Source organism: Nocardiopsis sp. NRRL B-16309 (assembly GCF_001279585.1).
Classification (GTDB): domain Bacteria; phylum Actinomycetota; class Actinomycetes; order Streptosporangiales; family Streptosporangiaceae; genus Nocardiopsis.
On record NZ_LGEC01000066.1, the window covers coordinates 43513 to 67545 of the forward strand.

28 protein-coding genes are annotated in these 24033 nt (G+C 73.7%); 11 read left to right on the forward strand and 17 right to left on the reverse strand.

Features of this window, described 5'->3' with window-relative positions; all coding sequences use genetic code 11:
* Nucleotides 1–14 precede the first annotated feature (14 nt).
* The 4 genes from ADL05_RS11465 to ADL05_RS11480 all read right to left on the reverse strand — a co-directional run bounded on the left by ADL05_RS11465 (nucleotide 15) and on the right by ADL05_RS11480 (nucleotide 1706).
* Nucleotides 15–209, reverse strand: a complete 195-nt coding sequence (locus ADL05_RS11465; protein ID WP_053616895.1) for a DUF397 domain-containing protein — start codon at nucleotides 207–209, stop codon at nucleotides 15–17.
* Between the two features lie 9 nt (nucleotides 210–218).
* Complete coding sequence (locus ADL05_RS31735) at nucleotides 219–407, reverse strand: hypothetical protein (protein ID WP_053616896.1); 189 nt, start codon at nucleotides 405–407, stop codon at nucleotides 219–221.
* 255 nt (nucleotides 408–662) lie between these two features.
* Entirely contained in the window at nucleotides 663–854 is a 192-nt protein-coding gene (locus ADL05_RS11475; RefSeq protein ID WP_053616897.1) for a DUF397 domain-containing protein, read from the reverse strand.
* 12 nt (nucleotides 855–866) lie between these two features.
* Entirely contained in the window at nucleotides 867–1706 is an 840-nt protein-coding gene (locus ADL05_RS11480) for a helix-turn-helix transcriptional regulator (protein ID WP_255351842.1), read from the reverse strand.
* Between the two features lie 169 nt (nucleotides 1707–1875).
* On the opposite strand from ADL05_RS11480, the gene ADL05_RS30500 reads away from it, so the two are divergent.
* The 6 genes from ADL05_RS30500 (at nucleotide 1876) to ADL05_RS11510 (ending at nucleotide 6102) form a co-directional block, all read left to right on the forward strand.
* Nucleotides 1876–2400, forward strand: a complete 525-nt coding sequence (locus ADL05_RS30500; RefSeq protein ID WP_053616898.1) for a hypothetical protein — start codon at nucleotides 1876–1878, stop codon at nucleotides 2398–2400.
* The gene (locus tag ADL05_RS11490) at nucleotides 2400–2678 is read left to right on the forward strand and encodes a hypothetical protein (RefSeq protein WP_053616899.1); all 279 of its coding nucleotides are present in this window, start codon (nucleotides 2400–2402) and stop codon (nucleotides 2676–2678) included. The genes ADL05_RS30500 and ADL05_RS11490 overlap by 1 nt, the downstream gene beginning before the upstream one ends.
* Complete coding sequence (locus ADL05_RS11495; protein WP_156365812.1) at nucleotides 2675–3031, forward strand: hypothetical protein; 357 nt, start codon at nucleotides 2675–2677, stop codon at nucleotides 3029–3031. Before ADL05_RS11490 ends, ADL05_RS11495 begins: the two co-directional genes overlap by 4 nt.
* A gap of 239 nt (nucleotides 3032–3270) precedes the next feature.
* Nucleotides 3271–4692 (forward strand): hypothetical protein, encoded by a 1422-nt coding sequence (locus ADL05_RS11500; protein ID WP_053616901.1) that lies wholly within the window; start codon nucleotides 3271–3273, stop codon nucleotides 4690–4692.
* A 133-nt stretch (nucleotides 4693–4825) separates the two neighbouring features.
* Complete coding sequence (locus ADL05_RS11505; protein ID WP_053616902.1) at nucleotides 4826–5491, forward strand: ClpP family protease; 666 nt, start codon at nucleotides 4826–4828, stop codon at nucleotides 5489–5491.
* On the forward strand, nucleotides 5488–6102 hold the full coding sequence (locus ADL05_RS11510; RefSeq protein ID WP_053616903.1) for an ATP-dependent Clp protease proteolytic subunit: 615 nt from the start codon (nucleotides 5488–5490) through the stop codon (nucleotides 6100–6102). The genes ADL05_RS11505 and ADL05_RS11510 overlap by 4 nt, the downstream gene beginning before the upstream one ends.
* Nucleotides 6103–6165: 63 nt before the next feature.
* Here ADL05_RS11510 and ADL05_RS11515 read toward each other — a convergent pair whose 3' ends face one another.
* Nucleotides 6166–6570 carry a helix-turn-helix domain-containing protein gene (locus tag ADL05_RS11515; RefSeq protein WP_053616904.1) on the reverse strand — a complete coding sequence of 135 codons (405 nt, stop codon included), beginning with the start codon at nucleotides 6568–6570 and terminating at the stop codon, nucleotides 6166–6168.
* Nucleotides 6571–6852: 282 nt separating this feature from the next.
* Here ADL05_RS11515 and ADL05_RS11520 point away from each other — a divergent pair, with 282 nt between their 5' ends.
* Nucleotides 6853–7116, forward strand: coding sequence for a GlsB/YeaQ/YmgE family stress response membrane protein (locus tag ADL05_RS11520; protein ID WP_053616905.1), 264 nt, complete (start codon nucleotides 6853–6855; stop codon nucleotides 7114–7116).
* A gap of 72 nt (nucleotides 7117–7188) precedes the next feature.
* On the opposite strand, the gene ADL05_RS11525 is transcribed toward ADL05_RS11520, so the two are convergent.
* The 4 genes from ADL05_RS11525 to ADL05_RS11540 all read right to left on the reverse strand — a co-directional run bounded on the left by ADL05_RS11525 (nucleotide 7189) and on the right by ADL05_RS11540 (nucleotide 11290).
* Nucleotides 7189–8091: a Gfo/Idh/MocA family protein gene (locus ADL05_RS11525; RefSeq protein WP_053616906.1), complete on the reverse strand. Its 903-nt coding sequence runs from the start codon at nucleotides 8089–8091 to the stop codon at nucleotides 7189–7191.
* Between the two features lie 153 nt (nucleotides 8092–8244).
* Nucleotides 8245–9405, reverse strand: coding sequence for a galactokinase (gene galK, locus ADL05_RS11530; RefSeq protein ID WP_053616947.1), 1161 nt, complete (start codon nucleotides 9403–9405; stop codon nucleotides 8245–8247).
* 14 nt (nucleotides 9406–9419) lie between these two features.
* Nucleotides 9420–10502 carry a galactose-1-phosphate uridylyltransferase gene (gene galT, locus ADL05_RS11535; protein WP_053616907.1) on the reverse strand — a complete coding sequence of 361 codons (1083 nt, stop codon included), beginning with the start codon at nucleotides 10500–10502 and terminating at the stop codon, nucleotides 9420–9422.
* Nucleotides 10499–11290, reverse strand: a complete 792-nt coding sequence (locus tag ADL05_RS11540) for a DeoR/GlpR family DNA-binding transcription regulator (protein ID WP_053616908.1) — start codon at nucleotides 11288–11290, stop codon at nucleotides 10499–10501. Before ADL05_RS11540 ends, galT begins: the two co-directional genes overlap by 4 nt.
* Before the next feature lie 239 nt (nucleotides 11291–11529).
* On the opposite strand from ADL05_RS11540, the gene ADL05_RS11545 reads away from it, so the two are divergent.
* Complete coding sequence (locus ADL05_RS11545; protein WP_053616909.1) at nucleotides 11530–14433, forward strand: glycoside hydrolase family 2 TIM barrel-domain containing protein; 2904 nt, start codon at nucleotides 11530–11532, stop codon at nucleotides 14431–14433.
* Between the two features lie 151 nt (nucleotides 14434–14584).
* Here ADL05_RS11545 and ADL05_RS11550 read toward each other — a convergent pair whose 3' ends face one another.
* Nucleotides 14585–15547 carry an EamA family transporter gene (locus ADL05_RS11550; protein ID WP_053616910.1) on the reverse strand — a complete coding sequence of 321 codons (963 nt, stop codon included), beginning with the start codon at nucleotides 15545–15547 and terminating at the stop codon, nucleotides 14585–14587.
* On the reverse strand, nucleotides 15544–16221 hold the full coding sequence (locus tag ADL05_RS11555; RefSeq protein WP_053616911.1) for a nitroreductase family protein: 678 nt from the start codon (nucleotides 16219–16221) through the stop codon (nucleotides 15544–15546). The genes ADL05_RS11550 and ADL05_RS11555 overlap by 4 nt, the downstream gene beginning before the upstream one ends.
* Nucleotides 16222–16316: 95 nt before the next feature.
* Between ADL05_RS11555 and ADL05_RS11560 the strand changes: the two genes are divergently transcribed.
* Nucleotides 16317–16817: a MarR family winged helix-turn-helix transcriptional regulator gene (locus tag ADL05_RS11560; RefSeq protein ID WP_053616912.1), complete on the forward strand. Its 501-nt coding sequence runs from the start codon at nucleotides 16317–16319 to the stop codon at nucleotides 16815–16817.
* 99 nt (nucleotides 16818–16916) lie between these two features.
* On the opposite strand, the gene ADL05_RS11565 is transcribed toward ADL05_RS11560, so the two are convergent.
* The 6 genes from ADL05_RS11565 to ADL05_RS11590 form a co-directional block, all read right to left on the reverse strand.
* Complete coding sequence (locus tag ADL05_RS11565) at nucleotides 16917–17111, reverse strand: CsbD family protein (RefSeq protein ID WP_053616913.1); 195 nt, start codon at nucleotides 17109–17111, stop codon at nucleotides 16917–16919.
* A gap of 102 nt (nucleotides 17112–17213) precedes the next feature.
* The gene (thiD, locus tag ADL05_RS11570) at nucleotides 17214–18014 is read right to left on the reverse strand and encodes a bifunctional hydroxymethylpyrimidine kinase/phosphomethylpyrimidine kinase (protein ID WP_053616914.1); all 801 of its coding nucleotides are present in this window, start codon (nucleotides 18012–18014) and stop codon (nucleotides 17214–17216) included.
* A 216-nt stretch (nucleotides 18015–18230) separates the two neighbouring features.
* A complete protein-coding gene (locus ADL05_RS11575) occupies nucleotides 18231–19235 on the reverse strand; it encodes a zinc-binding dehydrogenase (RefSeq protein ID WP_053616915.1) in 1005 nt (334 codons plus the stop codon).
* 100 nt (nucleotides 19236–19335) lie between these two features.
* On the reverse strand, nucleotides 19336–20601 hold the full coding sequence (locus ADL05_RS11580; protein ID WP_053616916.1) for an NAD(P)/FAD-dependent oxidoreductase: 1266 nt from the start codon (nucleotides 20599–20601) through the stop codon (nucleotides 19336–19338).
* Between the two features lie 181 nt (nucleotides 20602–20782).
* A complete protein-coding gene (locus ADL05_RS11585; protein WP_231640703.1) occupies nucleotides 20783–21157 on the reverse strand; it encodes a hypothetical protein in 375 nt (124 codons plus the stop codon).
* A 148-nt stretch (nucleotides 21158–21305) separates the two neighbouring features.
* A complete protein-coding gene (locus tag ADL05_RS11590; protein WP_053616917.1) occupies nucleotides 21306–21902 on the reverse strand; it encodes a TetR/AcrR family transcriptional regulator in 597 nt (198 codons plus the stop codon).
* Between the two features lie 155 nt (nucleotides 21903–22057).
* Between ADL05_RS11590 and ADL05_RS11595 the strand changes: the two genes are divergently transcribed.
* Complete coding sequence (locus ADL05_RS11595; protein WP_053616918.1) at nucleotides 22058–22678, forward strand: TetR/AcrR family transcriptional regulator; 621 nt, start codon at nucleotides 22058–22060, stop codon at nucleotides 22676–22678.
* A 32-nt stretch (nucleotides 22679–22710) separates the two neighbouring features.
* Nucleotides 22711–23955, forward strand: a complete 1245-nt coding sequence (locus tag ADL05_RS11600; RefSeq protein WP_053616919.1) for a DUF418 domain-containing protein — start codon at nucleotides 22711–22713, stop codon at nucleotides 23953–23955.
* Nucleotides 23956–24033 lie beyond the last annotated feature (78 nt).

Genomic DNA, 24033 nt, shown 5'->3' on the forward strand with positions numbered 1-24033 from the left:
TCGGGGCGGATCGGCTAGTGACCGTCGCCGCGGGCGGCGGCGAGGAACGCCCGCCACTCGCCGGGGTCGGCGAAGGTGAGGTGCCCGAGGTCCCTGTGCCGCGTGTCCCGGACGGCCGCGCCACCGGGCAGGTCTGCGACCTCGACACAGTCGGACGCGTTCGCAGAGTAGCTCGACTTGCGGAAGGCCGGTCGTGTGGATGGGTACACGATCACTCCTTAGCGGTCGGGAGGGACGGCAGGGCCACCGGTGGGTTCGGCGGGAGCCTTGCGCTCGCCGGCGCCCGTCTTCTTCATCTGGCTCACGCGACCGGGAGTGATGCCGAGGTATCGCGCGATGTCGTCCTGAAGGATGCCCGACCCCTGGGCCTCCACGATGGCCGCGCGCCGGATGCGGGACAGTTCCACGCTCTGGTCCTGTAGGGCCGCTACGGCGTCGGAAGCGGCTCGGGCTCTCTCCAGTGGGTCCTCGATGGAGGCGATGTCATGCGGTGTGCGTGCGTCCACAGCGGTTCCCCCTACCCGTCGGAAAGGTGTCCACGCGCCCCCGTGCGGCCGTGTCGGTGAGAGAGCGAGCACATCACGTCACGACACTGGTCAATGTACTCCCCGAAACCGTGCGAGGCCCCGGTTCGTTCACCGGGGCCCCTTCGCCTTGGTCCGCTAGAAGCTGTCGCGGCGGGCGGCGGCGAGGAACGCTCGCCACTCGCCGGGGTCGGCGAAGGTGAGGTTTCCGAGGTCCCTGTGCTGCGTGTCCCGGACGGCTGCCCCGCCAGCCACGTCAGCGATCTCGACGCAGTTGTCGCCGGAACCGCTGTAGGACGACTTCCGGAATCGCAGAGTCGATGAATGCATGATGCGTCCTTGCTAGATGAGTGATTCCAGGTAAGCGACCGAGGCTTCGGGAGTATCGGCGGCGTTGCAGATGTGGCCGAAGACGCTGACGTAATGCTGGATGGCCTCCGGCTGTTCCAGGTACAGGTCCTCAGTCGCGGTCTCTATGTAGGCAAGGGGAAGGTCCGCCGGGTCGGGAAAGTCGAGAATCATGAAGCTGCCGTCCATCGCGGCATGGGATCCGACATCGTCGCGAAGCACCTGGACGTCGATGTTCGGTCGCTCGGCCATCTTGATGATGTGTCGTATCTGGGTCGCCATGACCTCTGGGCCTCCGACCTTCTTGCGAAGGGCGGCTTCGTCCACCACCGCCCAGACCTGAGGTGGCTCACGTGATGCCAGGATCTCCTGGCGGCGCATCCTGCCGGTCACCTTACGGGCGATGCTCTCGTCGCTGAGGACGCGTCCGCCTCGGAGGATGGCATCTGCGTATGCGGGAGTCTGGAGCAGGCCGGGGATCAAGAGCGCTTCGAAGGTGCGGATCATCGAGGCGCCGCTCTCGAAGTCGGCCAAGCCGCCCCGGAGCACGTCTTTGTAGTCCACCCACCAGCCTCGGACGCGGGACTCGCGAGCCAGAGACGTCAGGGCTTCATGCATCTCTTCGGAGAGCTCGTACAACTCCGCGAGATCCTTCATGTCGCGAACCGAGGGCAGCTTCCACTCGTTGCGCTCCATGCGGCTGAGCTTTCCCGAAGCCCATCCGAGCTGCTTGTTGACGCTTTCGATCTTCAGGTTGCGCTCTTCGCGCATGCGCCGAAGCAGGGCAGAGAGCCGTCTCCGCCTGGCGCTGGGGCTGTACCTGCTATCGGCCACCCTGTGTCACCTCCTGGCTCGCCTGATCATAGGCCAGCAAAGGGAAACCAGACATATCACCCACTTGTGATTCACATCTTGCGAATACCAAAGTATGTATCGCATGATGTCTATGTAGCTAGTCAAGCCGTCTTCCCCCAGCCGCATCCGATGAAGAAGGAGGCGCCCTGTGCGCTACCTGCGTTCCGTGGACCTGGAGGCCGTACGCGCTGCGGCCGCGCGGTCCTTCCACCTGACCCGGGCCCCCGAACCCACCGACCCCCTCGCGACCCGGGACCGGGCCGCCGAGCCCCCGGAATCGGTCGTCGTCTCGTTCCCCGGAGGTACCGGCCCGGCTTCGCCCGATACCGGGGAGTGGGAGCGGCGGCCGTTGGCTCCGGTCATCGCTCTGTGCGAGCACTACCGGCACCGCGAGAGGCGTCGGGGACTGCGGGTCGCCGCCTTCCGGGCCTGCTCGTGTGACTGGGTCGAGCGGCCCGTGCCGCACCGGCCCCGGCACGCCAAGTGCGCGACCGAACCCGCACGACCGCGTCGGCGCCGCTCCTCGCGGGTGCGGTCCTACGTCTGCGGGCCGGGTGGGGACCTGGCGCCGTTGGCGTCGGCGGTGCGCGCGTGGATGTCGGTGGTGGCGTCCGGGCCGGACGGGGGATCGGTGCTGGAGGGCGCCGGATCGGGCGTGGGGGCGGTGGCCTGATGAGGCGCACGATCTGCGATATCCGCGAACTGCCGTCGATGGCCGCGCTGCGGGCCTGGGCGCGGCGACAGCACGTGCGCGTCGAGTACCTGGGCTCCTCGCTGCGTGGTGAGCCGGTCTACGGGGCCCGCCGGGGCGTCGTGACCAGGGTCGCGCGGGGTCGGCGGCAGGGTCCCGCACGCGTGGTGTGGGCGTGGGAGTCCCTGCTGGAGCGCCTCTCGCACGGCGATCTCGGCGAGTGGGGCAACCACCTGAACCGGAAGGGGTGCAGGCCATGAGTGCGGGCCACGGGGTGCCCGAGGACCCGTGCCCGTCCTGGTGCGAGGCCGACCACGGGATCGACACCGAGCGCATGCGACATCTGCGTCTGGTGCGCGACCGTGGCGAGGAGGGCGTGAGTGTGTGGCTGACCCGCTCGGACAGTTGGGCGGGCAGGCGGGGTCTGGGGTTGGTGGAGGTGACCGTGTGGGGCCGCCGGGGAGGTTACACGCGCACGTCGCTGGAGCCGTCGATGGCCCGGCTGCTGTCCAGCCTGGCGGACCGGTGCGGGCACGCCGAGCTGGCCGCGGCCCTGGATCGGGCCGCCGACCTGCTCGACGGCGCGTCCCCGATCGCGACGACACCGGCGTGAGGCCCTGGTGCCGGGCGAGGTCGCCGACCGGACACGCCCGCCCAGGCGCCGGGCCCCGATGGGGTCCGGGACGGGGTGCGCGCGGCGCTCGACCGCCCCGTGGCCGCCTGAGCGGCCGGTCGGCCGGACGGAGGAGGCCCGGGCCCGGCGGGGTCGTCCCGTGGACCGATGCCCCGCCTGGGACGGGCTACGTAGTCTCACCAGCCGAAGGGGCGCACGGCCCCTGAGGGGAGACCGTCATGACCTGGCCGGAAGCCGTCCTCGTCGGTGCCGCCGCCGTCCTGGCACTCGCGATGCCCGTACCCGAGCGGTACCGCGCGAGGGCCGTGCTCGCCGCCGGGCCCGTCCTCCTCGCCGCCGCGACTGTGGCCGCAGCGGTCGGCGGTCCGCGGTGGCAGTGGATCCCCGTCGCCGCGGGCGCGGTCCTCGCCGTCGCGTTCGTCCTCGTGGGGCGACGGTTCCGGCGGCGCGGGCGGGCGGAGGGGGCACGTCGGGGAGCGCGCGTCCTGGTGTTCACCGCGACGACGGTCGCCCTGGGCCTGGTCGCCGCCGGAGGGCTGGCGATGTGGGCCCTTCCGGCGGTGGACTTCCCCGAGCCGACTGGCGCATACGCGGTCGGCACCACCACGGTGCAGTGGTCGGACCGCGCACGCGACGAGACGTGGACGCCGGACCCCGACGACCACAGGACCGTGCTGGCGCAGCTCTGGTACCCCGCCGAACCCGGGACCGGCACCGCGGGAGCGCCCTACCTCGGGCGGACCGCGGACGAGGCCCGCGTCGTCACGGACGGGATCGCCGAGAGCTTCGGTCTGCCCGGCTTCCTGCTCTCGGACGCCGCCCGGGCCCGTACCCGCGCGGCGGCCGGCGCCGAACCCGCCCGGAGCGGGGCGCCGTTCCCCGTCGTGGTCCTCTCTCCGGGCCTGGGCGGGGTCCGCGGCCAGAACACCGCGTGGGCCCAGGAACTGGCGAGCCACGGCTACGTCGTGGCGGCGCTGGACCACCCCTACGACTCCGCGGCCGTGGTCCTGGACGACGGCACCGTCCTGCGCGGTCGCCTGACCGTCCCCGAGGGGCCGGAGGAGGACCGGCTCGTGCGGGAGTGGACGTCGATCCGAGTCGCGGACATCCGCCTGGCCCTGACCCGGCTCCTGGAGATGGACGCCGACCCCGACGGGCCGTTCGCCGACCGACTGGACCCCGACCGGGTCGTCGCCGCGGGCCACTCCTTCGGCGGTGCCGCCGCCCTGCACGCCGCCGCGGCCGACCACCGGTTCACCGCCGTCATCGACATCGACGGCTTTCCGCACGGCGCCGACACCCTGGCGGTGCCCCGACCGCTCCTGGTGCTCGTCGCGGGCGCGGGGACCGGGAACGCGGCCAACGACGCCCGCTACGCCGACGCCGTGACCGCGGTACTGGCGTCCGGCGCCGGACCTGGCTGCGCGCTCACCGTCGAGGGGGCCGCGCACCTGAGCTTCACCGACGCGCCCCTGTACCTGCCGCCGGTGCCCTCGATCATCGGTTCGGCCGGTCGGACCCGGCCGCTGGCCACCACCGCGGACGCCTCGCTGGCCTTCCTCGACGCGGCGCTGCGCGACCCCGCGGCCCACCCCGGCGACGCGCTCGCGCCCTTCGGCCCGACCGAGTGCTCCCCCTAGCGGACGGGGGTCTGCCGTGGGCAGATCTGCCCCGGGCCGAAACCGTGGAAGTCGGACGGCCCGCGCCCGCAGTGTGGAACCACCGGCCGGGCGGACGAGCGCTCCGCCTCCTGGGCCGGGAGAGGAGAGTTCCATGGGCATTCACGCAGGGATCATGGCCGCGGAGGAGGGATCGGGCGGCGGGTTCGACGACCTGCTCGCCACGCGCCTGCTGCGCAGCCGCGTCGTGCTGCTGGGCACACAGGTGGACGAGGAGAGCGCGAACCGGGTGTGCGCGCAGATCCTGCTGCTGGCCGATGAGGACCCGCGCCGCGACATCACGCTGGCCGTCAACAGCCCGGGCGGCTCCGTGCACGCGGGGATGGCCGTCTACGACACCATGCACTTCGTGCCCAACGACGTGTCGACCCTGGTCATGGGGTTCGCGGCGAGCATGGGCCAGTTCCTGGCCTGCGCGGGCGCGCCCGGCAAGCGGTACAGCCTGCCGCACGCGCGGATCATGATGCACCAGCCATCGGGCGGGCTCGGCGGGACGGCGGCCGACATCGCCATCCAGGCGGAGAACCTGGCCTACACGAAGCGGACGATGGTACGCCTCATCGCCCAGCACACCGGGCAGACGGAGGAGACCATCACCGCCGACCAGCACCGCGACGCCTGGTTCACGGCCGAGCAGGCCAAGGAGTACGGCTTCGTCGACCACGTGGTGGCGTCGGCGTCGCAGCTGGAGGGCAGCGGACTGCGCCTGGGCGGACCCAACCCCGGGTTCGCCTCGCACGCGACGGGAGGGGACCGATGAGCAGCTACACCGTGCCGATGGTGGTCGAGCGCACACCCCACGGCGAGCGGTCGTTCGACGTGTTCAGCCGGTTGCTGTCGGAGCGCATCATCTTCCTGGGCACCCCCATCGACGACGACGTCGCCAACGTGGTCATGGCGCAGATGCTGCACCTGGACTACGACAGCGCCGAGACCGACATCCAGCTGTACATCAACTCGCCCGGCGGCTCGAACACCGCCCTCACCGCCATCTACGACACCATGCGGTTCGTGCGCGCCGACGTCGCCACGGTGTGCATGGGCCAGGCCGCCTCAGCGGCGGCCGTGCTGCTCGCCGCGGGCACGCCCGGCAAGCGGATGGCGCTGGAGCACGCCCGCGTGCTGCTGCACCAGCCCTCCGCGCAGACCCAGGGGCACGCCGCCGACCTGGAGATCGAGGCGTCGGAGGTCCTGCGGATCCGGTCGCAGGTGGAGGAGATCCTGTCCCGGCACACCGGCCAGACCCAGGAGCGGCTGCGGGCCGACACCGACCGGGACATGATCCTCACCGCGCAGCAGGCCAAGGACTACGGACTGGTGGACGGGATCGTCACCGTCCGGGAGCCCGGCGCCCTCGCCGGAGCCGCCTGAGGGGCGTGCGGGCCGGGCGGTGTGCGCGGGGCACGCCGCCCGGCCCGGCCGGACGGCTGCCGGTCAGGCCGCCAGGGACATGACCTGGGGCCGGTGGCGGACGGGTGCGGGAACGTGCGCGCCCGCGCGCCGGAAGTCGCCAGCGCCGGTGCCGGTCCTGGACAGGCCGATCAGGGCGGTGCGCCGGTAGAGCTCGGCGAGGACGTCGCTCAGGCTGAGCCCGAGCGACCGGTAGACCGCGGCGAGGACCTCCGAGGAGGCCTCCTTGCGGCCGCGCTCGATCTCCGACAGGTACGGCAGTGACACCTGGGCGTCCTCCGCCACCTCGCGCAGCGTGCGCCCCTGCTCGTTGCGGGTGCGGCGCAGCAGGTCGCCGATGAGGTCGCGCATGAGCGGGTCCTGGCGCTCCTCGGCGGGCGCGCCGCCCTGCCTGGCTTCGTCCAGGGAACGCGGGACGCTGTCGGTCATCGGTGGCCTCCCGGCGCGTGGTCACTGGTCCGGCTCCGAGCCTACGCCGGGCGCCCCGGCCCGGGGGAGTGGGACGGCCACGCTTCTGCGGACGGCAGAACGGGCCCGGGGACGGTGGATCGGGCCCGCGGACGGTGGATCGGGCCCGGGGACGGTGGATCGGGCCCGGGACGGCGCGAACGTGCCAATTCATCGCAAAGGCTCTCTGCGGAGAGGGCGGGCGCCGTGTCCCGTGCGTCCGGACAGGGAACGACGCAGAGGCGTCTACCAGGGGAGGAACCTGTGGAGATCACCGGAATCATCAGCGCGCTCATCGTCGGCCTCGTCGTCGGCGCGCTCGGCCGACTCGTCATCCCCGGCAAGCAGCACCTGCCGATCTGGCTCACCCTGCTGCTCGGAATCGTCGCGGCCGTCCTGGGCGGCTGGCTCGCCGGGCTGCTCTGGGACGCCTTCCTGTTCGTGCTCCTCGTACAGGTCCTCGTCGCGGCGGGCATCATCTACCTCGCCGACGGCATGTACGCGAAGAACGCCAGCGGAACCGCCTGACCGCCCGCTTCCGTTCCCCGCCCCGGCCCGCCGGATCCGCGCGGCGGGCCGGGGCGGGCGGCCGAGCACGGCTCAGGGCAGGCGCACCGTCCGCCCGGTGCGCACCGACTCCTCGGCCGCCGCCAGGATCCGCACGACGTCCCGGCCGAAGGCGACGTCGCACGGGTCCCCGACCGTGCCCTCCACCTGGGCCAGCAGGCGGTCGACGGCGTTGCCGAACGCCGTCACCGCCGTGCGGTCCCCGTCCGGGGCGGTCACCCAGCCGCGCTCGCCGTGCAGGGCGACCTCGAAGGTCCGCGCGTCCGGCGGGGCGTCCAGCGTCAGTGCGAAGGAGCCCACCGGGCCGCCCTGGTGCCGGGTCAGCACGTGCGCGGTGTCGCGCGGGCCGACCACCGCCGTCACCTCCTCGACCGCGCCGAGCACGGGCAGCACCACCGACAGCGCGTGCGGGCCGATGTCCCACAGCCCGCCCTTCTCCCGCCGCCAGCGCGAGGCGCCGAAGGGGTTGTCGGGCTGGAAGATCGACGCGAACATCGTCACCCGGGCGCCGTCCCAGCCGCCCGACTCGACCGCCTCGCGGACGAAGCCGTCCACACTGTCGGAGAACCGGTTGGTGAAGAAGACCATCGAGGCGAGCCCGCGCTCCGCGCACTCGGCGGCGATCTCGTCGGCGACCCGGGCCGAGAGCGCCACGGGCTTGTCCAGCAGCAGGTGCCGACCGGCCCGCGCCGCGCGCAGCGCCAGGTTCCCCTGGATGTGCGGCGGCAGAGCGATGGCGACCGCGTCGACGTCGGCGATGAGCGCTTCCGCGTCGTCGTAGGCGCGGGTCCCGTAGCGCTCGGCGAGCGCGGCGGCCTTCGCGGGATCGCGTCCCCACACTCCGGCGAGTTCGGCGCGGGGGTGGGCGGCCAGCGCCGCACCCTGCGTCTCCGCCGCCCAGTAGCCGGTACCCAGTAGTCCGAACCTCAGGCCCATGGCCCGTCTCCCCTCGTCGTCAACGTGCGGTGCCATTGTCCATGGGAACGCTCCCAACCAGTCGTCCAGGCCCGCCACCGGCAGCGACCACCGGCCGGTGGCGGCCGAACTCGGCTGACGGCCACGGCGCCGCCGAAGGCGGTCCGGGACGGGTCACCGGACCCGGCGGGCGCCCTCCGCGGGAACCGCCGTGAACCCCGTGGGCTCGGCGAATCCCTGGTCCCGGTAGGCGGCGCGCACCGCCGCCAGGCACGACTCCCGCGCCCCGGCCGCCACCAGCGCGATCACGCAGCCGCCGAACCCGCCCCCGGTCATCCGGGCACCGTACGCCCCCGCCGCCAGCAGCGCGTCCACGGCGGTGTCGACCTCCGGGACGGTGATCTCGTAGTCGTCGCGCATCGAGGCGTGCGACGCGGTGAACAGGGTGCCGACCCCGCGCGGATCCCCCGCGCGCAGCAGGTCGACGGTCTCCAGCACCCGGTCGTTCTCGGTGACCACGTGGCGCACCCGGCGCCGGGACACGTCGTCGGGCAGCGCGTCCAGGGCCGCCCGCAACCCCTCGGCCGTGACGTCGCGCAGAGCCGGGACGCCCAGCACCCGCGCGGCCTCCTCGCACGAGCGCCGCCGCTCGGCGTAGGCGCCGTCCACGTGCCGGTGCGGCGCCCGCGTGTCCACCACGAGCAGGGCGAGCCCGTGGGCGGCGAGGTCGAAGGGCACCTGCTCGGTCTCCAGCGACCGGGTGTCCATGAACAGGGCGTGCCCCGTCGTGGCCAGCATCGACGCCGACTGGTCCATGATCCCGCACGGCATGCCCACGAACCCGTTCTCCGCCCGCTGCGCCAGCGCGGCCACCCGGGCGGGCGCGGGCTCGGTGCCGTGCGTGTGCGCGGCGGCCAGGACGGTGGCGCAGGTCAGCGCCGCCGACGACGACAGCCCCGTCCCGCTCGGGATCGTGCTGTCCACCAACAGGTCCAGGCCGTCGATCCGCACACCCGTCCCGACCAGGGCCCACAGCGCGCCCGCGGGGTAGGCGGCCCACCCCGGGACGGACTCCGGCACGAGGTCGTCCACACGCGCCGAGAACTCCTCGTCCGACTGCCGGGAGCGCAGCCGCACGATCCCGTCCGTGCGCCGGGCGCCCGCCGCCGCCAGCGCGTGCGGCAGGGCGATCGGCAGCACGAACCCGTCGTTGTAGTCGGTGTGCTCGCCGATGAGGTTGATCCGCCCGGGCGCGATCCACACGCCCTCCGGCTCGCGGCCGTAGGCGTCGCGGAAGGCGTCGGCGCACGCCCGCGCGGACGGCGCAGCCGTCACTCCGGTCGTCCCGGTCACTGTCCCGCCTCTCTGAGCCGCCGCGCGGCGGCCTCCGGGGTGACGTCGTTGATGAACACGCCCATGCCCGACTCCGTCCCCGCCAGGTACTTGAGCTTGCCGGGCGCGCGGCGCACCGAGAACACCTCCAGGCGCAGGGCGGCCGAGTCGCGGCGCTCCCGGACCGGGGCCTGGTGCCAGGCGGCGATGTAGGGGAGCGGCGCGTCGTAGAGGGCGTCCATCCGGCGCAGCACGTCCAGGTACAGCTCCGCGAAGTCGTCGCGCTCGGCCCCGGTCAGCGCGGGCAGGTCCGGCACCCGCCTGTGCGGGTACAGGTGCACCTCCACCGGCCAGCGCGCGGCCGCCGGCACGAACGCGGTCCAGTGCTCGCTCTGGGCGACCACCCGGACCTTCGCCTCCTGTTCGGCGCGTAGGACGTCGGCGAACAGGTCGCCGCCGGTGCGGCGCCGGTACTCCTCGGCGGAGTCGAGCGTGCGCTCCGTCCGGGGCGTGACGAACGGGAAGGCGTAGATCTGCCCGTGCGGGTGGTGCAGGGTCACCCCGATCTCCGGACCGCGGTTCTCGAAGCAGAACACCTGCTCCACCCCCGGCAGCGCGGACAGGGCGCGCGTGCGGTCCACCCACGCGGCCATGATCGTGCGCACCCGGCGGGGGGACAGGTCGACGAAGGACGCGTCGTGGTCGGACCCGAAGACCAGGACCTCGCAGCGGCCCTCGCCCACGCGGCGGGACGGCTCCAGTTCGCCGACCGGTTCGAGCGCGCGGCCGTCGTCCGGCACCAGGGAGGGGAAGCGGTTCTCGAAGGCGACCACGTCGTAGGCGGGCGCGGGGACCTCGGTCCGCCGTCCGTCGACGGACGGGCACAGGGGGCAGTCGTTCGTGGGCGGCAGGTGGGTGCGGCCCTGGCGGTGCGAGGCGATGACCACCCACTCGCGCAGCAGCGGGTCGAAGCGCATCTCCGACCCCGTGGCGGTCGGGGGGAGGTCGCGGGGGTCGGGGGTCGGACGCCGCACGGCGTCGCCCTCGTCGAAGTAGATGATCTCGCGACCGTCAGCGAGCCGTTCGGCGGTCCGTCTCAAGTCTCTTCCCGGTGGACGGCGTCGGCGACGACGAGCCGTCCGACGTGTTCGGACAGGGTGGTCCGGGCGTCCTCGTCGATCCCGGAGTCGGTGACGAGCACGTCGCAGCGGTCCAGCGGCGCGATCGTGCTCATGCCGACGGTGCCCCACTTGGTGTGGTCGGCGGCGACCACGAGCGCGGCGGAGGCGTCGACGAGGGCCTGGTCGGTCTCGGCCTCCATGAGGTTGGGCGTGGTGAAGCCCGCGCGGACCTGCATGCCGTGCACGCCCAGGACGAGCACGTCCAGGTTGAGGCCGCGCACGGCGGTGAGCGCGACCGGGCCGACCAGGGCGTCCGAGGGCGTGCGGAAGCCCCCGGTGAGCGCGACGGTCTGGTCCGGGCGCGCGGACCGGTAGAACACCTCTGCCACGCGCAGGGAGTTGGTGACGACGGTCAGCCCCGGGACGCCGGTGAGGTAGCGGGCGACCGTGGCGGTGGTGGTCCCCGCCGACAGGCCCACGGCGCTGCGCGGTTCGACCAGGTCGGCCACGGCCCGGGCGATGGCGTGCTTCTCGTTCTCCTGGCGGGTCGACTTGGCCTCGAACCCGGGCTCCTCGGTGCGCGCGCCGTCCGCGGCGACGGCGCCCCCGTGCACCTTGCGGATGGCGCCGCGCCCGGCCAGCGCGTCCAGGTCGCGCCGGACGGTCATGTCCGACACGTCCAGGCTCTCGACGAGTTCGGTGACGCGCACCCCGCCGGTCCGCCTGATCTGTTCGAGGATCAGCGCCTGGCGCTGCGCGGCCAGCATGGGACCTCCCCACCGGATGAACGAAAATGTTTGAACATGTTCGGATACTGACGCAGGCTCGGGTCGGATGTCAACGAGTCCGGGCCACCGTGACTTTTCGTGTTTGGAACCGTTGATAAGTGTTGACAACGTGGTAGTGCTCTGTTGAGGTTATGGGTGCTTTCGTGCCCCCTCCGGGTGCGGCACCGTCCGGCGCAGCCCGGCCCCGGCGCGCACCACCGACCGTGCAGAGGATCGACGTGCCCACTCACCCCGAACACGCCCCCTCCTACCTGGAGAGCCACACCCCGTCCGCGGGGACCGAGCCGCCCCGGGCCGCTTTCGCCTCAGACGCCCCCGTCCTGGACCTGGACGGCGACTGGCGCTTCCGCCTCGCGCCCACCGCCGAGGGCGGGCCCGGCGCCTTCGAGCGGGAGGACTACGACGACTCCGGCTGGGACACCCTCCCCGTCCCCTCCCACTGGCAGCTGCACGGGTACGGCGCCCCCGCCTACACCAACATCGCCTACCCGTTCCCCATCGACCCCCCGCACGTGCCCGACGAGAACCCCACGGGCGAGTACCGGCGCGCCTTCGACCTGCCCGGGTCGTGGCCCGGGGGTTCGGCCGTCCTGCGCTTCGAGGGCGTCGAATCGTGCTACGCCGTGTGGCTGAACGGCCACGCGCTCGGCCACGCCACGGGCAGCCGGCTGCCCAGCGAGTTCGAGGTCGGCGCGCTGCTGCGCCCCGGGCGCAACGTGCTGGCGGTCCGGGTCCACCAGTGGTCGGCCGCCAGCTACCTGGAGGACCAGGACATGTGGTGGCTGTCGGGGATCTTCCGGAGCGTGCGCCTGCTCTCCCGCTCCTCACAGGGCGTGCGCGACGTCGAGGTGCGCGCCTCCTACGACCACGCGTCCGGCACCGGCGTCCTGCGGGTGGACGCCGACACCCCCGGCCTGGTCACCGTGCCCGAACTCGGACTGGTCGACGCGCCGACGGGCACCGACCACGAGGTCGGGCCGGTCGAGCCCTGGTCGGCCGAGGTGCCCCGGCTCTACGACGGCGAGCTGGTCACCCCGGGTGAGCGGGTCGCGCTGCGCGTGGGCTTCCGGACCGTGGAGATCTCCGGCGGGCTGCTGCGGGTGAACGGTCGGCCGCTGCTGCTGCGCGGCGTGAACCGGCACGAGTGGGACCCCGACCGGGGCCGTGCGGTGACCCGGGAGACCATGCGCGAGGACGTGCTGCTCATGAAGCGGCACAACGTCAACGCCGTGCGCACCAGCCACTACCCGCCCCACCCCGACTTCCTCGACCTGTGCGACGAACTCGGCCTGTGGGTGGTCGACGAGTGCGACCTGGAGACCCACGGCTTCGAGGACGTCGGCTGGCGGCGCAACCCCTCCGACGATCCCCTCTGGCGCGACGCCTACCTGGACCGGATGGCCCGCACGGTCGAGCGGGACAAGAACCACCCCAGCGTCATCCTGTGGTCCCTGGGCAACGAGTCCGGCGGCGGCCGGAACCTGCGGGCCATGGCCGAGTGGACCCGCCGCCGCGACCCCGGGCGGCCCGTGCACTACGAGGGCGCGGCCGACCCCGCCTACACCGACCTCTACTCGCGGATGTACGCCACGCACGAGGAGGTGGCGGCGATCGGGCGCCGGTCCGGCCTGCCCGAGGGCGACCCCGGCCTGATCGACCGCCCCTTCGTCATGGTCGAGTACGCCCACGCGATGGGTACCGGACCCGGCGGACTGGAGGAGTACCAGCGTCTCGTGGAGGCCTACCCGCACGTGCAGGGCGGGTTCGTCTGGGAGTGGATCGACCACGGCATCCGGCGGCGGGAGGACGACGGCACCGAGTGGTTCGCCTACGGCGGCGACTTCGGCGAGGTGGTGCACGACGCGAACTTCGTCGCCGACGGCCTGCTCATGCCCGACCGCACCCCGGGGCCCGGCCTGGCGGCGCTGGCCAAGACCTTCGAGCCGCTGCGCCTGGTCCCCGATCCGGAGCAGGGGACGGTCTCCGTCACCAACACCTGGCAGGTGCTGGACACCTCCGGGGTGGAACTGCGCTGGGACCTGCGGGAGGAGGGCGGACTCGTCGCCGAGGGCGTCCTTGAGGCCGAGCCGGTCGGCCCCGGGGAGACCGCCGTCCTGCCGCTGCCCGACCTGCCCGGCCCGCGGGCCCGCCGCCGAGAGACGTGGCTGACGGTGTCCGCGCGCCTGGCCGAGGACCGGCCCTGGGCGGACGCCGGGCACGAGGTGGCCTGGGGCCAGGCCCGTGTCGACCGACCGGGCGCTGAGGAGCCGGACACCGGTGTGATCACGCCCGTCCCACCCGTCACCGAGGGCGGCACGATCACGGTGGGTCCGGCGGAGTTCGACGCCCGCACCGGGCGCGCGCTCTCCCTCGCGGGACTGCCCCTGGCGGCACTCGAACTGGACGTGTGGCGCGCACCCACCGACAACGACCAGGCCAGGCACGGCGAGTCCGTGGAGGTGCCGTGGCGCCGCGCGGGCCTGGACCGGATGACGCACCGGGTCCTGTCGGTCGAACGGGAGGGCGCGGCCCTGCGGGTGCGGACCCGGGTGGCGGCGGCCGCGAGCGAACTCGGGCTCCTGGCCGACTACACGTGGACGGGCGACGCGGACGCCCTGGTCCTGGACCTGGCGGTCGAGGCGGTCGGGGACTGGCCCTGCCCCCTGCCCAGGGTCGGGGTGCGGCTGGAGCTGCCGCCGGAACTGGGCGAGGCCGAGTGGTTCGGCCGGGGTCCGGGGGAGGCCTACCGCGACGTCGCCCAGGCGGCGCGGGTGGGACGCTTCAGCAGCTCCGTGGACGCGCTCCAGACCCCCTACCTGCGGCCCCAGGAGAACGGCAACCGCACGGGGACGCGGCGGCTGGACCTGCGCTCGCCCGAGGGGCGGGGGCTGCGGGTGGAGGGCGCCCCCGACTTCGACTTCACCGCGCGCCGGTGGAGCACGGCGGCCCTGGACCGCGCCCGCCACCCGCACGAACTCCGTCCGGAGGACCGGATCCACCTGCACCTGGACGCGGAGCACCAGGGGATCGGCTCCGCCTCCTGCGGTCCGGGCGTGCTGCCCGAGCACCGGCTGACCCCGGGCTCGCACCGGTTGCGCCTGGTCCTGCGCCCGCTGGGCTGAGGGCCGTCAACGGACGCCCCCGCCCGTCGCCCACCATCGCCCCCACGGGGCGCCGCGCTCGGTGGCCGGGCTACCGCCCTCGACGGACGCCTGCGGAGCGGTTCGCCCGTCTGCCGCAGGCAGGGCCCCGCCCGTCACGGCGCCCCGCCCGTCACGGCGCCCGGCCGGGCACGGTGACGGGCGGGGCGCCCGCCTGCCCGGGCCCGTCCGCCGACTCCGGGGGACCACCGTCGCCCGGGTCGCTCCGGACCGGCGGGGCCGCGGTGACCTGGACGAGGACGACCGCCGCGACCGCGCCCAGCGCGCCGAGCAGCTGGACGGGGGTGAGGGTCTCCCCGACGAACACGAACCCGAGGACCGTGGCGGCCAGCGGGCTGGCGAAGGACAGGAACGACACGGCCAGCGCGGGCAGGCGCTCCAGGCCGCGGAACCACAGGACGTAGGAGATCAGCGCCCCCACGATGCCGAGGTAGGCGAAACCGGCCACGTTGGTCCCGGTCACGTGCGAGGGCAGGCCCTCCACGAGCAGGGCCGCCGGAGCGAGCAGCAGCCCGCCCGCGGTGAGCTGCCACCCGGTCACGGCCAGCACGCTCGCCCCCTCGGGGCGGCCCCAGCGCTTGGTGAGCACCATGCCGGTCGCCATGGCCGCGGCGGCGGCCAGCCCGGCCGCGATCCCGACCGGGTCCAGGGCGGCTTCGGGGCCCACGACCAGCAGCCCCACCCCGGCGGCCCCGAGCAGGCAGGCCAGGACGTGCACGGCGCGGATCCGGGTGCCCAGGAGCAGCGCGCCCAGGAGCAGCACCACGACCGGCTGCACGGCCATGACCAGCGCCGCCACACCGCCGGGCAGGAGGTAGGCGGCGACGAAGAGCAGGTAGAGGAACACTCCGATGTTGAGCGTGCCCAGGACCAGGGAGCGCCACCACCACACGCCGCTGGGCAGGACCCGGGTGACGGCCAGCAGCACGAGCCCCGCGGGCAGGGCGCGCACGGCGGCGGCCAGGAGGGGGCGGTCGGGCGGCAGGAACTCGGTGGTGACCAGGTAGGTGCTGCCCCACACGGCGGGGGCGATCGCGGTGACCAGGGAGTTCAGGACGACGCGGTGTCCGCTCATCGCGGTGCTCCCGGCGTGCGGGCGACACCGTGGGTCTCGGCGTACACGTGGCGGTCGCGGGGGCGGCGCCCGGGGTGGGCGCGGGTCTCGGCCGGGTAGCCGACCGGAAGCAGCAGGGCGATGGCGAGGTCGTCGCGGTGGTCCGCGCCGATGGCCTTCTTGACCTGGGCCTCGTCCCAGCCGTTCATCGGCGACGAGGCCAGCCCGGCGTCGGCGGCGGCGAGCATGGCGAAGCTCGCGGCGATCATCGCGTCCTTGACCGCGTACTCGCGCACCAGTCCGCGTGCGGCGAGGTCGCGCTGGAAGTCGATGCCGGCGGTGGCCGTCATGTCGGCGAACTCCCGGGACCAGGCCCCGCGGCGCAGCGCGGTCTCGTAGACGTCGGAGAGGTCGTGGCGCCATGCGTCGCACTCGGCGACGAAGACCAGCGTGACGGGTGCGCGCCGGGGCTGGTCCTGGCCGCCCGCGGCGAGGGCGAGCGCCTCGCGGCCCTCGGGCGAGGTGACGGCGACGACGGAGCGGGACTGGAAGTTCCAGCTGGAGGGGGCCTCGACCGCCAGGTCCAGGAGTTCGTCCAGGAGGGCGTCGGGCAGCGGCTCGGGGCGAAAGCGCCGGATGCTGCGGCGGGCGCGGATGGTGTCGGCGAGGGGGATGACCGGAGTGGGCGACTTCATTTCGACGGCGAACCTTTCGATGTCGAATCGTTCGATATCGAAAGGTTAGGTCGCGGTGCTCCGGTTCGTCAAGACGGCGGCGCTATCATCGCCGGATGAACGACGCCGTCGATGTGTTCCTTGACCAGTGGGGCCGCGAGCGCCCCGACCTCGACGTCTCGCCGATGGCGCTCATCGGCCGCGTCCAACGGCTGCACCGGCTGCTCGTGCGCGGGTTGGAGGAGTACTTCGCCACGCAGGGCCTGGAGCTGTGGGAGTTCGACGTCCTCGGTACCCTGCGCCGTTCCGGGGCGCCGTTCTCGCTGACCCCCAAGGAGCTCGTCCGCATGACCATGGTCGGCTCCGCGGCCATGACCAACCGCGTGGACCGCCTGGTCAAGCGGGGCCTGGTCTCCCGTGAGGTCGACCCCGAGAACCGGCGCCGGACCGTGGTGAGCCTCACCCCGGAGGGGTTGGAACTGGTCGACGAGGCCGTCCAGGGGCACGTCGCCAACGAGGCCCGTCTGCTGGAGGGGCTGGACGAGGACGACCGCGCGCGGATGGTCGAGCTGCTGCGCACGCTCCTGCTCTCGCTCGACGACACCCTGGACGAGTGAGCGCGTCCGCCTACCGCCGCCGGACACGGCGGCGGCCCGCCACGGGGGGGGGCCGCCGGGACCGGTGCCCCGCCGAGGGGGCGGGCACCGTCGCACGCGTCAGTGTCCGCTCGGTTTCCTGTGCGGGGTCAGCGCGTCCTTGAGCTTCTCACCGGCCTGCTTGAACCTGGAAGCGGACTTCTGGGTCTTGCCCTCCGCCTGCCACTGCTCGTTGCCGGTGACCTTGCCCAGGCCTTCCTTGGCCTTGGCCTTGTACTCCTCGGCCTTGTGCCGGAAATCGTCCTTGCCGGACATGGACTGCCTCCTCTCCAGCGGTCCTGTACTCAGCCCTAACCGAAGTCGGGCCTCCCAACCGTCAAGAGGGCGGAAAAATTCGGCCAAGACCGGCGTTCCGGGTCAGGCTCCCGGCGCGACCGGGACCACCGACGCGAACGGCGCGTGCGTCGTGAGCCGCCGGCCGATGCCCTCGCGGACCATCGCCTTGGCTGTGGCGACGGCCGGGCCCACCTCGGCGCCCTTGGCCAGTTCGGCGGTGATCGCGGCGGCGAACGTGCAGCCCGCGCCGCTCACCCGCTCCTCGCCGATCTTCGGTGCGCGCAGGACCGTGACGTCGGTGCCGTCGAAGTGCACGTCCACGGCGTCCGGGCCGGGCAGTTCCGTGCCGCCCTTGGCGACCACGTGCCGGGGGCCGAGCGCGTGGATGCGGCGGGCGGCCTCCACCAGGTCGTCCACGGTGTGGATCCGGTCCATGCCCGCCAGCGTGCGCGCCTCGAAGTGGTTCGGCGTGATGACCGTGGCCAGCGGCAGGACGCGGGCGGTCAGGGCCTGGTCGGTGTCCAGGGCTGCGCCGGGCTCCTGGCCCTTGCAGATGAGCACGGGGTCCAGGACCACGTGCCGCCACGGCCGGGCCTCCAGGGACGCGGCGACCACGTCGATGGTGTCCGGCGTGCCCAGCATGCCGATCTTGACCACGTCCAGGTCGTGGCAGGCCGTGGCGGCCTCGATCTGGTCGGCGATGACGCCGGGGTCCACCGGGACGAACCGGTGGCCCCAGCCGTTCTTCGGGTCGAAGGAGACGATGCAGGTGATCGTCCCGACCCCGTACACGCCGAGCTCCTGGAAGGCCTTGAGGTCGGCCTGGATACCGGCGCCACCGGTGGCCTCCGACCCTGCGATCACGTACGCGCGGTTGGTCATGCCAACCTTCCTTCCTCGATGCTGACTGCGGTGTCCGGACCCGGTCGAGCGAATCCGTGCACATTGCACCACACGCGTGGGACCTGGTGGTTCGTGACCTCTGGGCGCCGGGCGCGGCCCCGTGGAGAGCGGTCCGGTCCCCGTGGGGCGGGTCCCGTCCGCCGGGCGCGGGACCCGGCCCGCGGGGCGGGTCCCGCGCGGGCCGGGGCCGCTGCGTCACACCGTCAGCAGGGACTTGCCCAGGACGGTGCGCTCCTCCAGCCCGGCGTGCGCCTCGGCCGCCCGCTCCAGGGGGACGACCGCGCCCACGTGCGGGCGGATCGTGCCCTCGGCGACCAGGTCCAGGGCGCGGGAGGTCACCGCGCGCCGGTCCGCCGGGGAAAGCGGAGGCAGGTCGAACAGCCCCGTCACCGAGACGCCCCGCCGTTCGGCCTCGCCCTCGGGCACCTCGGTGAACTCCCCGTCGGAACTGCCGTAGCTGACGAAGCGGCCCCCGTCGGCCACGGCACCGAACGCGGCCGCGCCCAGCGACCCGCCCGCGCCGTCCAGCACCACCGCGGCCCCGCCGCCCGTCAGCGCGACCGCCGCGGCGACCCAGCCGGGTTCGGAGTAGTCCACCGCCTCCAGCGCGCCCAGCTCCCGGGCCAGCGCCAGCTTGGCCGCCCCCCGGGCCGCTCCGACGACGCGGGCCCCGGCCGCCCGCGCCAGCTGGACGACCAGGCTCCCGGCGCCCCCGGTGGCCGCCGCCACGAGCACCCACGCACCGCGTTCGATCCGCGCGGCCTCCGCCAGCCGCAGTGCCGTGGGCCCGTCGTGCAGGACCGCCAGCGCCGCCCGGGCGTCCACACCCTCCGGTATCCGGATCAGCGCGTCGGCGCCCACCACCGCCTTCTCCGCGTACCCGCCCGTGGGGGCCAGGGTGAGCCCGGTCTCCGGATCCGACGTCCCGGTGTCGGCCATCACCGTCGTCCCGACCCACGAGGCCTCGACACCCGCGCCCACGGCGGCGACGCGGCCGACGACTCCGCTGCCCGGTACGTAGGGCGGGGCGACGTCGAAGAAGTCCGTGCCCCAGCCCCGGCGGACCAGGGTGTCCAGGAACATCACGTTGGCCGCGGCCACGTCCACGACGACCTGGCCGGGCCCCGCAACCGGGTCGGGCACCTCCCGGGCCACCAGTACCTCGGGGCCGCCGAACTCGTCCACCACGACTGCGCGCATCTCTTCGCTCCTGGGTCCGTCTCTCGTGTACGGACCCCACTCTTCTTCCTCAACTAATATTGAGGTCAAGGGCCGCGGCGCGGCGGTCCCGTGTCCCGCCTCACAGGTCGGCGAGCAGGGCGTCGGTGGCGTCGTAGCCGCTGTCGTAGGCCCCCTCCACCGTGTTCTCCCCGGTCGTGGCCTCGCCCGCGAAGAACAGGACCCCGCCCACCGGCGCCGCGAGCGCGGCCGGGGCGTCGTGCGCGCCGGGCGGCACGTACAGGTAGGCGCCCCGGCTGTGCGGATCGCGCGTCCAGTCGTGCGTGGTGCGGCGCACCGGGTCCGGGGGCGCCTCCCCGACGGCCTCGCCCAGGGCGCGCAGCCCCGCGTCGAAGCGGTCCTCCTCCGGCAGCGCCAGCAGCGCGCGGGCGGCCTCGCCCGCCGCCCAGACCGACACCACCTCGGGGGCGGTGGGCGACAGGCGCGAGACCGACCAGAACTCCAGGTCCCCGCCCCCCTCCAGGGAATCGGCGCCGACGGGCAGCACCGGCCGGTCGAACTCCATCAGCAGCTTGACCGCGTCCGTGGCGTCCAGGGCCCCGATCGCGTCGCGGTGCGCGGCGGGCAGCGGCGGGTCGAAGGCCACGTCCGCCGCCCTGAGCACGCGGATCGGCAGGGTGGCCACGCACCGGCGGGCGCGGACCCGCTCGGTCCCGCCGGGACCGCGCACGGTCAGCTCCACACCGCCGCCCGACCAGCGCACCGCCCGTACCCTGCGGCCGAGGTCGATGCGCAGGCCGTACGCCAGCGGGGCCAGCAGCCGGTCGTAGCCTCCGACCACGCGGAAGTCCGCGCGGGGCGCCGACCACCAGTCGAACTCGCCCCGCTCGACCATCCAGGCGGCGCTCCACCGGGACAGCGGTTCGCTCTCGCTCGACACCGGCGGCCAGTCCGCCTCGGGGACACCCAGCCGCCGCAGGTACCCGGCCGCGCTCTCGTCGTCCCGGGGCGGCACGGCGGCGTCGACGGACGTGCCAGGGGCCGCGCGCGGCTCGGAGCGGACGCGGACGGTGTCCGCCCCGGCCCAGTCCACGAGTTCCCAGGTCGAGGCGGCGGCACCGTGGATGAGCCCGGCGCCCAGTTCCACCGGGACCGAGGTGAAGCCGTGGTCGGTGTACAGCTGCCCGCCGATGCGGTCGCGCGCCTCCAGCACGATCACCCGCAGACCGTGGTCGGCCAGGTTGCGGGCCGCCGACAGCCCGGTGACGCCCGCGCCGATCACCGCGACGTCCCACTCCGCCCAGGGCCGGTCGGGCGCACCGGCGGCGGCGGACAGCAGTACGGCGCCGCCCAGCAGCAGGCCGGAGCGCCGGGTGGGACCGGGCAAGGGGCCCTCCTTCGGGGGTGCGGAGGCTGGACCCGGGCACGCGCGGCGGCGGGCGTGTCCAGACGAGTAGACGCGGAGTTCGGGCTCGTCACAGGGGCGAGGGCGTTCACGATCCGTGTGCGGCGACAGACCCGAACGCCCCATCGACCGTACTGGTCACCAGGTGGCCGGTCGCCTACGGTCACTGATCGCGGCCGCCCCCGTTCCACCGGGTCGGCATGCCTCCGTGCGGACTGTTGACGACCAACGGCACAGACCCTTCCGCCAGGTAGAAGTGCCCGGGGTGGTAGTCGATGTGCAGGTGACCTCCGTCCTCGGCGGAGGCCATCTCGCGCAGATTGTCCGCGAGCACCGCCCTCCCCGCGGCGTCACCGCTGATCACGAGGATCCGCCGCTCGGAATCAAGGTGGATGAGGACCCCGGGGCCGCGCGTCTTCCTGGCCTCGACCCCTGCCAGGGCGTCAGTGGCCGGTGCCGTGGAGCCGAGCAGCCCCTCGCCGTCGGCCACCGCGTCCGCCAGGCGGTTCAGTTCTTCCGCCGACGCCGTGAGATCCACTTCGTCACACGCGGTGCCACAGTTGAGTATCACCGGCAGCACTCCCTCAAGGTCGGACTCCCATGATGCCTGTCGGCCGGCGAACGCCATGGGGCCCTTCGGGTCCACTCGTCCAGGCCGGACGGAGCACGCGCGGTCGCGGGGGTGCCTAGACCCGCATGCCCCGGCAGGCGATGTCGACGAGGCGCCGGCGCGCGGCACCGCCGCCGTCCCCGTCGGTCGGCCGGGACAGGCAGGCCACCAGCAGAGCCATGGCGTCGTCGGTCCTCACGTCGGCGCGGACCGCCCCGGCGTCCTGGGCCCGCACGAGCAGCCGGCCCAGCGCGCCCGCGACGTCGTGGTCGGAGTTCGACACGATCGCGTGCCTGTCGAAGCCGGGCCCGCTCAGCGCCTCGGTCAGGCCGCGGTCCACGCCGCCCTCGCGGACCAGGAAGGCGAAGTAGGAGAAGAACGCGCCGCCGGGGTCGTCGCTGTCGCACAGGTCGTCCGCCCGGCGCACGTACGAGTACAGGCGCTCCAGCAGGATCGCCCGGAAGAGCGCGCGTTTGGTGGGGAAGTGGCGGCTGACGGTACCGGTGCCCACGCCCGCGCGGCGGGCGATCTCGTGGACCGGCACGGACAGGCCTTCGGCGGCGAACACCTCCCGCGCGACCTTCAGGACGCGCTCCCGGTTGCGGCGGGCGTCGGCGCGCGGGGGCCGGTCGCCGTGCGCGACCGCGGCGGCGCCCTCGTGATCGATGCCCATGCCTGGTCCACTCCGTGCTGGGGGTCCGGGTGCCGCGCCGGAACGGTCGGCCCGACCAGGATAGCCCCGGCGGTGTCGGAGCCCTCAGTCCCGGCGGAGCGTCCGGGCCCGGACCGGGGTGCGGACGGTAAAAAATATTGCGGTATTATTTTTTCATGGCACGCACGGTGGACCACGAAGAGCGGCGGCGGCAGGTCGCCGAGGCGCTCCTGCGAACGGTGGGGCGACAGGGACTGGCGCGGACCACCCTCGCCGACATCGCCGAGGAGGCGGGGGTCTCGATCGGCCTGGTGCAGAGCTACTTCCGCACCAAGTCCCAACTGCTGCGCTTCGGCGTGGACTACCTGTACAAGCAGGCGGAGGCGCGGCTGTGGGAGGTCTCGGAGGGCGCGGAGCCGGTCCGGTCGGTGCGGGACTGGCTGGTGCGGGCCGCGGAGACCCTGCTGCCGCTCGACGACCAGCGGCACCGGGAGATCACGGTCTGGCTGGAGTACCTCCCCGCCACGAAGACCGATCCGGAGATGGCCCGGCTGCACAAGGACACCACCGCCCGACTCCTGGACGCGCTCACCCACGCGCTGGACGAGGGCGTGCGTCTGGGCGAGTTCCGCCTCGCCCCGGACACCCGGACCGCGGCGGCCGGACTCGTCGCCTTCGTGGACGGCCTGTCCATCCACCACCTCGTCACCGGTGGGGACGCCTTCTCGCGCGACGCGATCCGCGCCGCGCTGCACGCCTATCTCGACCGGCTCCTCCTGGCCCCCGAGAGCCCGTGACCACCCTCCCGACCACGCGCTAGGCGGCCAATATGACCAGCCCGACCAGATCGGGACCCCGGGGCACGGAGTCCTCCGTCTCCGGTGCCCGACTACCCCTCGTCGACGTCCTGCGCGGCGTCGCGATCCTCGGCACCCTCGCCTCGAACGTGTGGCTCTTCACCGCCGCGGGCGGCGAGAGCGCCATGCTCTTCGAGACCGACGCGATGAGTCCCATGGGCGCCTTCGCGGCGGACCCGTCCGTCGACGGCCTGGCGCGCGGGGTCTTCTTCCACGTGGCCAACGGCAAGTTCCTCGCCATGCTGACCCTGCTGTTCGGGGTCGGCCTGGCCATCCAGTTCCGATCGGCCGCCAGGCACGGGGCCCGGTGGCCCGGCCGCTACGCGTGGCGGGCGCTGTTCCTGTTCGCCGAGGGCCTCGTGCACTTCACGCTGGTCTTCGCGGCGGACGTCCTCATGGGGTACGCGGTCGTCTCGCTGCTCGTCGCCTGGCTGCTGACCAGGCCGATACGGGCACAGAAGGCCGTGATGTGGGCGGCGGCCTCCCTGCACCTGGCGGTCGTCGCGCTGCTGACGGCGGCCCTGGCACTGCGGCCGGCGGCCGAGGATCCGGAGTCCGTCGGCGTTCCACCCGAGGTCGTGGCGCTCTACGCCGAGGGGTCCTTCCTGGAGCAGGTGGCCTTCCGTCTCGACAACGCCCTGTGGCTGCGCGCCGAGCCCGTCTTCTCGTTCGGTCTGCTCCTGTTCATGTTCCTGCTGGGAGCGCGGCTCTTCCGGGCCGGGGCCTTCGGGGCGGACGCGACCGGGCGCCGTATCCGCAACCGGATGCTCGTGTGGGGTCTGGGGCTCGGGGTGCCGCTGAACACGGCCGTGGCCCTGATGGGAGCGGACCTGTTCTTCGTCGACCGCTACGTGGCCGCGCCGATCGCGGCGCTCGGCTACATCGGACTCGTCGGGTGGCTCCTCGACCGGGTGAACCCGGCCGGAGCGGTGGTCACGGCGTTCTCCTCCCTGGGGCGGATGGCCATGTCCGGCTATGTGATGCAGAACGTCGTCTGCGTCCTGGTGTGCTACGGCTTCGGCCTGGGGCTGGCCTCCGGCCTGGCGGGGGCCGGACCGTGGTGGGTGATGGGGCTCTGGGCCGCGGTGTCCGCGATGCTCCTGGCGGTCGCTACGCCCTGGCTGCGCCGGTTCGGGACGGGGCCGCTGGAGGCGCTACAGAAGTCCGTGCTGGCCAGGATTCCGGAGCGCACCCGCGAGGGCGGGGCGGGTCGGTGAGCGCTGCCCCTGTGCCCGCCGGGGCCTCCGCCCGCCGGGGCGCCGCATCCGGTACGCGCGGTGAACGGAGGGCCTACT